General features: G+C 48.1%; 11 protein-coding genes. 7 read left to right on the forward strand and 4 right to left on the reverse strand.

The window, feature by feature from the left end; translation table 11 throughout:
- Positions 1–40 precede the first annotated feature (40 nt).
- From tnpB to J3482_RS04645, 3 genes are all read right to left on the reverse strand, one after another.
- On the reverse strand, positions 41–184 hold the full coding sequence (gene tnpB / locus J3482_RS21765; protein ID WP_206922115.1) for an IS66 family insertion sequence element accessory protein TnpB: 144 nt from the start codon (positions 182–184) through the stop codon (positions 41–43).
- A gap of 168 nt (positions 185–352) precedes the next feature.
- On the reverse strand, positions 353–1,093 hold the full coding sequence (locus J3482_RS04640) for a hypothetical protein (protein ID WP_146822184.1): 741 nt from the start codon (positions 1,091–1,093) through the stop codon (positions 353–355).
- A 1,027-nt stretch (positions 1,094–2,120) separates the two neighbouring features.
- Positions 2,121–2,882, reverse strand: a complete 762-nt coding sequence (locus J3482_RS04645) for an exodeoxyribonuclease III (RefSeq protein WP_206922116.1) — start codon at positions 2,880–2,882, stop codon at positions 2,121–2,123.
- Between the two features lie 170 nt (positions 2,883–3,052).
- On the opposite strand from J3482_RS04645, the gene J3482_RS04650 reads away from it, so the two are divergent.
- The 7 genes from J3482_RS04650 (at position 3,053) to J3482_RS04680 (ending at position 10,537) form a co-directional block, all read left to right on the forward strand.
- On the forward strand, positions 3,053–4,456 hold the full coding sequence (locus J3482_RS04650) for a serine hydrolase domain-containing protein (protein WP_206922117.1): 1,404 nt from the start codon (positions 3,053–3,055) through the stop codon (positions 4,454–4,456).
- 175 nt (positions 4,457–4,631) lie between these two features.
- The gene (locus tag J3482_RS04655) at positions 4,632–5,306 is read left to right on the forward strand and encodes a response regulator transcription factor (protein ID WP_206916751.1); all 675 of its coding nucleotides are present in this window, start codon (positions 4,632–4,634) and stop codon (positions 5,304–5,306) included.
- Positions 5,307–6,461 carry a sensor histidine kinase gene (locus tag J3482_RS04660; RefSeq protein WP_206916714.1) on the forward strand — a complete coding sequence of 385 codons (1,155 nt, stop codon included), beginning with the start codon at positions 5,307–5,309 and terminating at the stop codon, positions 6,459–6,461.
- A 77-nt stretch (positions 6,462–6,538) separates the two neighbouring features.
- Positions 6,539–7,561: an ATP-binding cassette domain-containing protein gene (locus J3482_RS04665; RefSeq protein WP_206922118.1), complete on the forward strand. Its 1,023-nt coding sequence runs from the start codon at positions 6,539–6,541 to the stop codon at positions 7,559–7,561.
- Positions 7,558–8,370 carry an ABC transporter permease gene (locus J3482_RS04670; protein ID WP_206922119.1) on the forward strand — a complete coding sequence of 271 codons (813 nt, stop codon included), beginning with the start codon at positions 7,558–7,560 and terminating at the stop codon, positions 8,368–8,370. Before J3482_RS04665 ends, J3482_RS04670 begins: the two co-directional genes overlap by 4 nt.
- Before the next feature lie 370 nt (positions 8,371–8,740).
- Entirely contained in the window at positions 8,741–8,881 is a 141-nt protein-coding gene (locus J3482_RS04675; RefSeq protein WP_188332169.1) for a hypothetical protein, read from the forward strand.
- Between the two features lie 213 nt (positions 8,882–9,094).
- Positions 9,095–10,537 (forward strand): Ppx/GppA phosphatase family protein, encoded by a 1,443-nt coding sequence (locus J3482_RS04680; RefSeq protein ID WP_146822177.1) that lies wholly within the window; start codon positions 9,095–9,097, stop codon positions 10,535–10,537.
- 46 nt (positions 10,538–10,583) lie between these two features.
- Here the strand turns inward: J3482_RS04680 and J3482_RS04685 are convergent, their stop codons facing one another.
- Positions 10,584–12,710, reverse strand: coding sequence for an RNA degradosome polyphosphate kinase (locus tag J3482_RS04685; protein ID WP_146822176.1), 2,127 nt, complete (start codon positions 12,708–12,710; stop codon positions 10,584–10,586).
- Positions 12,711–13,052: the final 342 nt, after the last annotated feature.

A 13,052-nucleotide genomic window follows, 5' to 3' on the forward strand; every position in this document is an offset into this window, starting at 1 on the left:
ACGTCTGTCTTTGACAGGCTTATATAGATGCGCCTAAAAATCACTTCCCTTCATGGTTCTTAGAACTCGAAAGAGTGCTTGACATTAGATAGCTGGTCTTTACAAGGACTGCGAGTCCGTCAATGGATTTCCGCATGTCCGTTACGCCACTGGCCAGGTAGATATCTCGCACCACTCGCGCCATTACGAGGTGTTTTCTATTTGACGCTCACCCCTGAACAGTTCGTAAGTAGTATTTTCCGTTCGCAGTCCCACCCCCCGAGGGCGCTTACGGAGGAAATGTGCTTATAATGTGCTGTACTTTAGTCGGGCCTATTTGTCTAAGAGTGAGCGTCAAACTCTGTGATTAAAATCATGATTCATAAAAATCTAATCCCTTCGTATTAACCAACTTTAATAAAGCTGAGTCAGAGATATTGCCACCGATCCAAATTAATTTGTTTCCTTCTGGGTAAAACAGTTCTGACGCATGCCCAAAGGTACTTAAGGTAGCTGTATTCCCAGAGTGTAAAATCACTCTTTTCCCTGCTGGCAAGATTCCGCTTTTAGATAATTTAATATTACCCATAGTTAAAAATATATTCTTATCATAAAATGAATACATGGTTCCGATACCGTTTATGACCAATTTCGATCCGATTAATTGGGTATACGGATCCGGTAATCCACTAGAACCTTTCGGTTTAAATACAGGCGCTGCTACTACACCAGAAATTGACCAAACTCCATTGATGCTATGAATGTAACACAGATAATAGTAGCAACTTGTGACATCAGGGACCTGTATAGCAATTACACCATTATCTCCAATGATGAGCTCATACGGAATACGAGCATTTCGTGCATAAACCGTTTGGCCATTCGATAACTTCCACGACAGAGCATGGCGCACTAAGTTCTCCGCTGTACGAGATTGCTTAGAGTCGACTTGATTATTGGTTGCGGATACAACAGTCACGCTCTTTTGCTGCGTACTAGTGGTGGTCGAGGCTCCAGCGTGATTCCCTACAACGTTACCATCCGAACATCCGCTCAAAACAGCCATAGAAAGGATGAGGGAGGCAAATATCGATCTAGTAGCAGTTGATGTCATTATATTGACCTCCCAGCATCTTGGATTATAAAGTGATAATTACCCTTTTATTAAGGAGTGGAAGGAGCGCTCGCTGCGGTATGACTTTGATATTCTTGTGACCTCGGGCTGTAAACTGTAATCCAGTCATCACTTGTAATTTCTCCATACTGATTTTGGTATGCGTAATCACCATACCATTCATCTCTATAATATCCATAATCAAACCATCCATAGTGCTTCGCAGGTACATTAACTGTTACCTGATATTGCCATGATTCCGAAAGGGATGTATCCGCATTAAATCCTACTGCCCCATTAATAGGACCCCATCCTGCACTTAATGAACCAGATGCGGATGCGCTGACGCTAAATGTTGAGGTCTCGGTAAAGTTATAGGGGGGAGGTAGATGATGAACCATTGTAGTACACTGGACTGTGAGCTTGTTCGACAAATTTGTTGTTTTCCTCAGTTGTAACGTCTTGGAATACATAACCGGCTTGTCCAATTATGACGTTCGGTGATTCAGATGTGGGGGAGTTGGAGGTTGTTTCTGCAAATACTGTTCCCGTTAAGCCGGATAGTGTTGTCAGAAATGCTGATCCCGCAACTGCTGTTGATAGAAAGGTTTTCTTTCCTAATATTATCACTACTTTCTTTTTTTGATTTTCCGTACAGAGATATATATACCATATAATTATATATATTACCATAGAAAGGGGGATAGGAAAAAGCACACATTGGTGGCTTGGATTTGCATTATTTCTATGGTATTGGAGGACAATCGGTTATATCATCGAGATATCTTGATGGGCTAAGGGTGGCATGAAAGCGTAATCAACACCAGAGTTCCCGGCCTTTGCTCTCTGGACTCCCCCATTGTCATTCCGTTTATCGGATTTACGATTGGTTCTGGCTTCACGGCCATATTTGTCCCATTTATCACAGCTTTTGTCGCCCGCAAATTTGGAAGTGGGCGAAATGATGGGGAGCATTTGCCCACGGTTGCGGAAGACGCAGAAGTCTCAAGATAGCTCGACAAGATAGTTACGCAAGATCTGCCAGTTCCAATACGACAGGGCAGTGATCGCTACCGAAAATATGAGCATCGATTCGCGCGTCGACGATGAAGGGGCGCAATCTTGACGACACGAGAAAATAGTCGATTCTCCATCCCACATTTCGCCCTCTCACCCTTGGCATGTTCGACCACCAGGAGTAAGCATCCGTTTTGTCTGGATATAGATATCGAAAGGAGTCTGTAAAGCCGGCGTCCAGGAGGATGGTCATTTTCTCCCGCTCCTCTTCTGTGAAACCGGAGTTACCGCGATTTGCCTTGGCGTTTTTTAGGTCAATCTCCTGGTGGGCGACGTTTAAATCTCCACAAATGACGACAGGTTTGTGTGCATCCAATTGCAACAGGTAGTTCCGGAATCGATCTTCCCATTCCAAGCGATATTCGAGTCTTGATAAGTCCCGTTTGGCATTGGGGGTGTATACCGTTACGAGGTAGAAGGCAGCGAACTCCAGTGTAATGATGCGCCCTTCTGGCTCTGAGTCTTCTTCTAGCCCATAGCGCACCGAAAGTGGTTCTGTCCTCGTGAATACGGCTGTTCCGGAATACCCCTTCTTGAGCGCGTAGTTCCAATACTGGTGATATTCTTCTCCGAGGTCCAGCTGAATTTGCCCTTCCTGCAATTTTGTTTCCTGAACGCAAAAGATATCTGCTTTTGTCTCGTTAAAGTACGCATAAAATCCCTTATTGACACAGGATCGTAACCCGTTGACATTCCATGATACGAATTTCACGATACGAACTCCTTACCCTTGACGAGATGTATAGACCCACTTTAGCACAAATCGGTTGACTTGATGGGGGATGGCCGCGTCCTTCCATATTTCCAATTGTGTTAATGTAGAAATATTATCGATTCGGGTTGTCGAGATTTCGGTATCCGCCCGTTTGAGGAGGTTCATCTATGAATCGAGACGCGCTTGACCACGCGATTCGCTATATCAAATTGTGGCTTGCTGAACGTTATGAGGAAGAAGACGTGCCTGGTTTTGTTGCTGCTGTGTCGTACAAAGGTGAAATGTTGATCAATGAGGCGTATGGATATGCGGATGTGGAGCGAGGGATTCCGATGAGACCGGACCATGTATTTCGCATCGCCTCTCACTCTAAAACGTTTACGGCGACTGCCATCATGCAGTTGGCTGAAGCGGGGTGCCTTCGCATTGATGACCGCGTGGTGGAGTATATCCCATGGTTGCGAGATCATGAGGATAGCCGCTGGGACAATGTGACGCTACGGCAGCTTTTGTCCCACGGAGCCGGGGTGATTCGCGATGGCCTGGATAGTGAGTATTGGAACATTGAACGCCCATTTCCGGACACCGACCAGTTCATCCGCGAGTTGACAGAGACTGGACTCATTTATGACAACAACACACAATTAAAATACACGAACTATGGTTATACCCTTTTGGGACTGGTGATTGAAGCAGTATCAGGGCAGCCGTACAACGAGTTTGTTCTTGAACGCATCGTTCGTCCATTAGGTCGTGAGCACACATTTCCCGAATATCGTCCCGAGTTGAATCAACCTAGGCCTGCGGAGTTGGTGACGGGGTATACGCGACGGGAACCCAAGAAGCGTCTGCCTATCGCGCAGGTCAGTACGAGGGCGATGTCGCCCGCCACTGGATTTTGTTCTACTGCAGAGGATTTGTGTACATATTTCACTGCTCAGATGGTGGGCTCTGGGAAGCTGTTGAGCGATGAATCGAAAAAGGAGATGCAGCGGCCGGCGTGGCCCATGCTGATGCCGGGCGGGCCACGTGACACGGAATACGGCTTGGGGTTTGTTTTACACCGGTATGGGGAGCGGCAGACCTTTGGTCACAGTGGCGGTTTTCCTGGATGCATTACGGACACGATGGTAGATCCGAAGGCGGGTTTGGTTGTGACCGCACTGACCAATGCCATTGATGGACCTGCTGGGTGGATTTTGGCGGGTATCTATCGCATCATCAGCTTCTTTGAGGAGCATGATGAAACCGCACCGGCGCAGACTTGGTCTATGTTCGAAGGGTCATATGCCAATCTCTGGGGGCGCATCAAGATTGTTGCCACGGGCGATGGGTTGATGACGGTTCATGGATACGGGTGGGATCCGTTGTTGATGGTGGAAAAGCTCGCCTTTGTGGAAGACGAGATGTTCAGGATTGCTGAGACCAGTAGCGGTGCACCGGGTGGAGAATTGGTACATTTTCATACGGAGCAAGGGCGCGTTCAATCGATTCGGTACGGTGGGGCGATTTATTGGCCCAGGGCAGTTTGGCACGAGAAAATGGCGGAGCAGACACGGGTGAGCTTTTAGCGTTTGAACTCGAGAAACCCGTGTGCGCATCCCATCTTCGGATATCGTGTCACCGGCTACGCAGTTAGGTCTCCTTCATATTTTGTTCACACAATGTCGATATAATCTGGCTTGGTCGAGCGATATCGATTGCTCGGTGTTCCGTCAACGCGAAGGAAGGGGACTCAAGCGTAACTTGGCGACAATTTTGGTAGTTGACGACGATGCGCACATTCGGGAATTGGTAGGCCTGCATTTACAACGAGACGGGTTTGACATTGTTGAGGCAACCGATGGTCAACAGGCGCTATCTCTACTGGGGACGATGAAAGTCGATTTGGTGGTCTTGGATATCATGATGCCGAATGTCGATGGTTGGGCGTTGTGTCGGGTGATTCGCGAGGACTCTTCAATCCCCGTTTTAATGCTGACCGCACTGGGTGAAACACAGCAAAAGGTGAAGGGTTTGCAGTTAGGTGCGGATGATTACCTGGTCAAACCGTTTGATCCGGCAGAACTTGTCGCCCGGGTACATGCACTGCTCAGGCGCTACCGGATTAGCACAGAACATGTGGTCGAAGCCGGGGAGTTGCGATTAGATGGTACAACAAGGGATGTTGTATTTCGAGGGCAACACCTCGTGCTGCCCCCGAAGGAATTCGAACTACTGTTTAAATTGGCGAGTTACCCTGGGCGGACACTATCGCGGGATCAACTAATTGAAGACATTTGGGGCTACGATTTTGATGGCGATGAACGAACGGTCGATGTGCACATCAAACGATTGCGTGATAAGTTTCCTGAAGCTGAGTGTTCATTCAGAATCAAAACTGTGCGCGGGCTCGGATACCGTTTTGAGGTTGATGAATAAATGCGAAGACGAGATAATCAACGAACAGACAAGCGACGACGGCAGCGGCTTCGACAGGACGGACAGGCAATAGAAAGGAAAGTTACGAACCAAGCGACGACCCACAGGATTCGCGATACGTGGCGTATTGTGTTTCGTGTCTTTCTGATATGGGTCGTTGTATTTGTCGCTTTTTCGCTCGCCTACTGGATTACTAACTGGTTTTATCATCGGCTAGGGAGAGAACCTGGTCCTTACTGGACGCACATGACAATGGTGGGCGTCGCCATCGCGTTGATCCTTTTGACAGGGTTTATCATGGCGCGTTTTGCGGTCCCTCGACAACAAGCGTTTTGGCAGTCTCTTACAGACGCCATTCGGCAGATGGCGAAAGGGGACTTTAATGTTCGGATTGACGTCGGCCAGATGGGGGGACCAGGGGAGTTTCGCCAACTGGTCAACAGTTTGAACAATATGGCACAGGAACTTGCGCAGGTGGAACAGATGCGCCAGGAGTTCATCTCCAATGTTTCGCATGAAATTCAATCGCCGCTCACGGCGATTTTAGGTTTTGTCGAGGCGCTGAAAAGTGAAGCGGTTACCCCGGAAAATCGGCAACACTACTTGAACGTGATTGAGACAGAGAGCAAACGGATGTCGAGACTTAGTGAAAACCTTCTAAAATTGACCTCGCTCGAATCGGGCGCCCATCCTTTTCATTCAGAGTCTTTTCGTTTGGATAGACAGATTCGCGACGTCGTGTTGACGTTGGAACCATTGTGGTTGAAAAAGGGTATTGAAATTGAACTATCCCTCAAGACGACTAACGTATTCGCGGATAAAGATCTCCTCAATCAGGTTTGGATGAACTTATTGACCAATGCCATCAAGTTCACCGAACGGGGCGGCGCCATCTTCATTTCGCTTGGCCCGGAAGAGGGGTGGACGGCTGTGTACGTGCGAGACACCGGGATGGGGATTCGAGCGGAAGAGCAGCAACGCGTCTTTGAACGCTTTTATAAGGCGGATAAAGCGCGTCAGAGAACGGAATCTGGAAGCGGACTCGGACTCACGATTGTGAAGAAAATCATTGATTTGCACCAGGGAGAGATTCGTGTCGAAAGCCAGTACGGTTCGGGTACGACATTCATTGTCCGCCTGCCACGTCTTAGTTAATGCGCATGCGCCTCATTCATATTTTGTTCATACACGTGCGCTATGCTTTCTCTATTCCATGGTAGGAGGCATGTTACATGGGGCGTGAAAACCCAATTCAGTTAAAGTCTGTCGATGCGCCGTGGGCTGTTGAGGCACGCGGGTTAGTGAAGACATTTGGCGGTTTCCGGGCAGTCGATGGAGTCGATTTAAAGGTGCGTGCGGGCACGATTTACGGTGTGCTTGGACCCAATGGAGCAGGTAAAACCACCACCATCCGCATGTTGGCGACACTGTTGCGACCAGATGCAGGAACGGCCACCATCTTCGGTTACGACGTGGTCAAAGAGCCGCAAATCGTGCGCCAATTGATTGGTGTGACGGGGCAGTATGCGTCAGTCGACGAAACGCTCAGCGCTACGGAGAATCTAATTATCTTCTCCCGGTTGCTCGGGCTCTCTCATACGGAGGCAAGGCGCAAAGCGGCAGAGTTGTTAGAGGAATTCAGTTTGACGGAGGCTGCAAAGCGCCCCTTGAAGAAATTCTCCGGCGGCATGCGGCGCAGGTTGGATTTGGCGGCGAGTTTGATTGCTCAACCTCCGCTCATTTTCTTAGATGAACCGACAACGGGCCTTGATCCGCGGACGCGCGCGCAGATGTGGGAAACGATTCGGAGGTTGGTGAAGACCGGATCGACCGTTGTACTGACCACGCAATACTTAGATGAGGCAGATCAACTGGCGGATCGGATTGCCGTGATTCATCATGGCGGCGTGGTCGCAGAGGGAACGGTGGATGAACTGAAAGCGTCGGTTGGCAGGTCATCCTTGCAACTCCGCGTGGAGGAGCCGCAGACGATAGAGCGCGCCAGGCGTTGTGTTGAACAGGTACTGCGGGTACAGTCCATCGTTTCGCCGGAGGCTGGGAAAATCACTGCGCCGATGGCGGATGCCGACAAGGTAACCGATTTGCTCATTGCACTTCGCGAGGCGGGGATTCGCTTAAGCGAGATGAGCGTGCAAAAACCGACGCTGGACGAGGTGTTCTTGACCCTTACTGGGGATAACGTGACGGAATCGCCGTCCAGCGACGAGATGGATGTGGAGGTGAGCCAGGGATGAATCAACCGATCACACCGGTATCACAACGCCAATTGCGAAATCACACGAGTTTTGGCCAATCCGTGCGCAACTCATTTACGATGGCCTATCGAGGCATCCTGAAAATTCGGCGCACACCTGAGCAATTATTTGATGTGACGTTTCAGCCGATTATCTTTACGCTCATGTTTACTTACATCTTTGGCGGTGCCATCTCTGGAAATGTGCAGAGCTACCTGCCAGTCATCATTCCGGGTATTCTCGTACAGACGGTTATTACGACGTCCGTCGTCACGGGCGTTCAATTGCGGGAGGATATGGATAAGGGTGTGTTTGACCGGTTCAAGTCACTCCCCATTGCCCGCATTGCCCCATTGGCAGGTGCGCTTTTGGCCGATACAGTCCGTTATACCATTGCGACGGTATTGACGTTCACAATGGGGTACATCATGGGTTACCGACCTGGCGGTGGTCTTTCGCACGTCGCGATTGCTGCTGTTCTCGTGATTGTGTGCGCTTGGGCAATCAGTTGGATTTTTGCTTTCTTTGGTGTGATTGCGCGCACCGCTTCCAGCGTGCAAGGCATCTCGATGATTATTCTATTCCCACTGACCTTCCTGTCGAACGCGTTTGTGCCGGTTAAGACGATGCCTCATTGGCTCCAATGGTTCGTGAACATCAATCCGATTTCACACCTTGTCACAGCGGTTCGCAACCTGGCCAACACAGGAACCATCGGCAATGACCTCGCAATTTCTCTGATTGGCGCCGCCGTCGCCGTCGCGATTTTTGCCCCGTTGACGGTCCGCGCCTACATGCGCCGCGCATAGCAGTTGCGCGGTGACGGACGTGCCGCATGGGTGCGATGGCTGGGAACTGTGGTCAGGGGCGGCCGGCTCCAGCAGATGGGCAACTGCAGGGAGTAGGCGCCAAATCTGGCCGATTGGTGCAAATTTTATGCCGGTTCAGTATCTCCATCTGTCCTTGTTTACGGAAACTTATGATGTATGCGCAAAATTCTGATGACATGGAAGCGGCGATGGCCTCGTTATCGAAGCAAGTGTTTTGCTTTAATGGTCACAATCATGTGCAAAGCATCGCCAAGCATCCCGGACCTCGAATTGGGTTTGCATTCAAACAGCTTTCATTCTTTCTGGTCTGCGGTATCGGGTGGTCGAGGTTGCTTCGACAAGCATAACGGTGAATACCAAAGTCATTGACGCCGAAGAGTTGAACGAGACGTTGACGACTCTTTATCAAGGGATTCCGGATTACGCGCAAATCCAGATGCAGTGGGTGAGGAAACAGATGACGCCATCACTGTTCAACGATATGCTTTGAAAAATTAGGTTCATCGCCTTAGTGCGTTTGTCAATGAGAATATCTCCATTTTCGGTTGATGATGACATCAACCTTTTTTTATGGAATTAAAATGTTGTTAACAAAAAATTAATAATACTTATGTATGATGGTACAATCACGCCTTTCGTGATGATTAAAGATGAGTGAGATGTAGCATAGTGATTATAAAATCCCAAAATTGTGGTGTTGAGTATGCGAATCGGAATTATTGACCTGGGCTCAAACTCTGCGCGCTTGGTCGTTTACGAGGTTAGCGAGAACGCAGGGTATCGACCGTGTTTTCGGATGAAAAAGAACATACAGTTGGCGCAATACATAGATGATACGGGCCAAATTTCTTCTGCAGGCATTCAGCAAGCCGTAGTCACTGTAAGGGCTTTTCGCAATGCTGGTGAAGTTTTTAATGTGGCGCATTGGGTGGCTGCAGGGACAGCCGCCATTCGACAGTCCGAGAACGGAATGGACGTCTTGCGAATTTTAGAGGAAGAAACTGGAATACATTTCCGGTGTTTAAGTGGCCAAGAGGAAGCTTGGTATACCTACCTAGGTGTGATGAATACGACAGACATCGAGGATGCCATTTTGGTTGACATTGGTGGCGCCAGTACGGAAATCACACACGTGTGCAACCGGGAGCTCGTCAATACGGTGAGTCTGCCGTTTGGGGCGCTCACACTGACTAAAAAATTTTCAGGCGTTGAGACATCCGTTCAAGCTGAGGCAGTTTTTCAATTTATGAAGGAACAAATGCAAAATATCCCTTGGTTAAAGGAGTTAAGTGACCTTCCGGTCATTGGAACAGGTGGTACAGCGCGTGCTATTGGGAAAATCTCCGACCATATGCATCGCAGTCAGGTAAACCGCCTGGACGGTGTTGAGGTGCAAAGCTCGGTAATTGAGCAAATTTATGAACAGATGAAAGTGAAAACGGTAAAGGAGCGTAAAAAGTTAGGAAAACTATCCGATTCCAGGGCGAAACTCATTCACGCTGGTGTTGCGGCCATTTGGGCGTTAATCAGTTTGACGTCAGCCAATGCCTTCTTCGTCAATGGGAACGGATTGCGGGAAGGGCTCTTCTATGAGTATCTCTTCCGCAACAGGACAACGCCAGTGTTATGTTCCGTGAAAGAGCATAGTATCGAAAATCTGGTGCGGTTGTTTGATATACCAATAGATGCGGCGCATGCGGTAGCCGATACGGCGGTGACTCTATTTGAGCAACTTGCGCCTGTTCATAAATTGGGACTGAAATATAAGGAACTGTTGCGAACCGCTGCGCTTCTTGAGTTGATGGGTGCACTTGTGAATGTGGAACGTTATAAACGGCACAGCGATTATCTTATTCGTTCTTCGCACCTACACGGGTTTTCTCAAGACGAAATGTTGAAGATTAGTCGAATGATTATCGGCAATGGGCAAAAGCCGTTGAAACAACTGAATTTTATCATTCAACTAGCAAAAGCGATAGTTTATGAAACAAACGCTAGCGAGGTTCGTCTCGACAAGCACAAGAATGAATTAACCATCGTATGTCCAGAAGCGTCCTCATCTGGGATGTGTGCTTCCTTGATGTCAATGGAAAAGGAATTCGTCAAGCAATTTGGAATTCGATTCAGGCTAATTGCCTGTTCGTGATGGGAAACGGGCGTCTGTTGAGGACAATGTGAGACGCCCTTCACAATTATGTTTCAAGTGTTATGGGGACAAAGGGAATGGATGTGGCATGTGAATTCGCGGCATGCCGACAGGCTTCTTCGTAGAAATATAGTTGACTTGCGAGCGGCATGTCGCTGCCTTTGGGTCTGACTTTCCGGTACAATCCGCTACTAGCTAAAATATAGCGATTGACATTGTCGGAAAGATGGATATTCAGGATGTGTTTTAATCGATCCTTCAAATTCTCCTGCACGACGGGAAATAGGATTTCAACTCGATTTTCTAAATTTCGTGTCATCCAATCTGCACTTGATAGATATAGGAGTTCGTCCCCTCCGTTTTGAAAGTAAAAAATTCGACTGTGTTCTAGTTGTGGTCCGATGATGCTCGAAACTCGGATGTTTTCACTGACACCAGGCCGTCCAGGCCGTAGACAGCAGATTCCTCGCACAGTCAAATCAATTTGTACGCCGGCGTTAGAAGCCTGGTACAATGCCTTGATGATATCCTTATTGGTCAATGAGTTCATCTTTGCGATGATTCGACCAGGTTTTTCCGGTGTACTTTGGTTGATTTCATTTTGAATGAGCGCGAGAAATTTGTCTTTGAGTCCATGTGGTGCCGTACAAATTTGCTTCCACGAGGGTACGGACGACGGTTCTCTGCACCCTGTGAGAAAGTTGAAGAATGCAGTCGCATCGTCGCCAATGTCCTCTCTAGCGGTAAACATGCTGATGTCTGTATAGATGCGTGCGGTGGTGTCATTGTAGTTCCCTGTACCTAAATGGACATATCGCCGGAGTCGGTCTCCTTCTTTGCGAACCACAAGTGCAATTTTGCTATGGGTTTTTAGTCCGACTAAACCATAAATGACGTGGCACCCGGACTCCTCTAGTCGCTTGGCCCATTCGATATTATTGGCTTCATCGAAACGTGCCTTTAGTTCTAAAATCACAGTGACCTGTTTGCCATTTTCAGCGGCTCGCTTGAGTGCACTTACAATGGGGGAGTTTCCGCTTACTCGGTAGAGTGTCTGTTTGATGGCGAACACGTCGATATCGTTGGCGGCCTGGTGAATGAATTGAACCACTGGGTCAAATGACTCATAAGGATGAAATAGCATAATATCCTTCTGCGCAATCGCTTGAAAAATATCCTGTACACCGAGTAAATCTCGTGGAATCTGCGGTGCAAGCGGCGCGTATCGAAGGTGGTCGCAGTCGGGAAGGTGATAGAGCTCAGCAAAACAGGTTGCGTCGATTGGGCCATCGACAGCATAGATGTCCTCATCCATGATAGTGAGCCAATCACGTAACGTCATTTGCATGGTGTGGCTCATATTTTCTTCAATTTCTAAGCGGACGATATCTCCTTTTTTTCGACGATTCTTCAACTCCTTTTGAATCTCTTTCAGAATGTCTTCAACGTCTTCGTCCAAAGTAATGTCCGCGTTCCGGGTAATTCGAAAACAAGCGGCTTCCACGACCGTGCTATCTGCAAATAGTAGCGCGATGTGTTCTTTGATGACGTCCTCGAGCATGACAAATGTTCTTTCCCCACTTGTTGCAGGCAACGCAATGAAGCGAGGGAGCATCGAGGGCATTTGAACGACTGCAAACAAGTCCTCAACATCGTCTTCGCCATCTGTCGCCTCCAGAAGCACTGCGAAGTTGATGGTTCTACTCGCCACTTTGGGGAAGGGGCGTGTAGAATCAATGGTGATGGGCGTTAAGATCGGAAATATGTGTTCATAGAAGTAACGTGCTAAAAAATCACGTTGTTCCCGTGAGAGTCTGTGGGGATGAACCATTTTAATTCCCTGACGACTCAGCGCATGCATACACGATTTTGCAGTTGCGTAGAGTTTGGCGACGTGATTGTGAGCCCGTTTGGATATTTCCACCAACTGCTGAACTGGCGTCATCTGCGTCTTGTTTTCAGGATGATTCGATCCTATTTTGACTTGATCCTTCAGACCAGCAACGCGAACCATGAAGAATTCATCTAGGTTCGAAGCCGCGATGGATATGAATTTGAGCCGTTCAAGCAGAGGATTGCCTTTCTGAATTGCTTCAGCAAGCACGCGCTCGTTAAATGCTAGCCAGCTGAGCTCACGGTTGATGTAGTATGATTTGCTATCTAAATTGCGCATGTCCAACTCCATCCAATCACACGGCCATAAATTCGTCTTTTTACCTGGTGTCGAAGCGCACATCATTGTCGGTCGACAGGTACGATACGAGAGGTCTACATGATAGCAATCTTTTATAAAATTTACGTTAAGAATATGTGAAAACTGTCGAAAGATGTATTTTAGAGGCCTATCAAAGTGGAATGCGTATATAGGAGTCGAGCGTGAATAAAATTGTTAACAATTATGTTGACGTAAAATCGAGGGCGGAATATAATTCATATCACACAGCTTACTCATACGTTTTGCCAGGAAGTTCATGCATCATAAAATTGGATTTCTGTACCGTTTACGCGGGGAGGG

This window comes from Alicyclobacillus suci (genome assembly GCF_017329615.1).
In the GTDB taxonomy this organism is placed as follows: domain Bacteria; phylum Bacillota; class Bacilli; order Alicyclobacillales; family Alicyclobacillaceae; genus Alicyclobacillus; species Alicyclobacillus suci.

What these genes read in the sequence shown, in the direction of transcription:
- tnpB (WP_206922115.1), bottom strand. Translation starts at nt 184, where the DNA reads ATGGCGCGAGTGGTGCGAGATATCTACCTGGCCAGTGGCGTAACGGAC.
- J3482_RS04670 (WP_206922119.1), top strand. Translation starts at nt 7,558, where the DNA reads ATGAATCAACCGATCACACCGGTATCACAACGCCAATTGCGAAATCAC.
- J3482_RS04650 (WP_206922117.1), top strand. Translation starts at nt 3,053, where the DNA reads ATGAATCGAGACGCGCTTGACCACGCGATTCGCTATATCAAATTGTGG.
- J3482_RS04660 (WP_206916714.1), top strand. Translation starts at nt 5,307, where the DNA reads ATGCGAAGACGAGATAATCAACGAACAGACAAGCGACGACGGCAGCGG.
- J3482_RS04665 (WP_206922118.1), top strand. Translation starts at nt 6,539, where the DNA reads ATGGGGCGTGAAAACCCAATTCAGTTAAAGTCTGTCGATGCGCCGTGG.
- J3482_RS04685 (WP_146822176.1), bottom strand. Translation starts at nt 12,710, where the DNA reads ATGCGCAATTTAGATAGCAAATCATACTACATCAACCGTGAGCTCAGC.
- J3482_RS04680 (WP_146822177.1), top strand. Translation starts at nt 9,095, where the DNA reads ATGCGAATCGGAATTATTGACCTGGGCTCAAACTCTGCGCGCTTGGTC.
- J3482_RS04640 (WP_146822184.1), bottom strand. Translation starts at nt 1,093, where the DNA reads ATGACATCAACTGCTACTAGATCGATATTTGCCTCCCTCATCCTTTCT.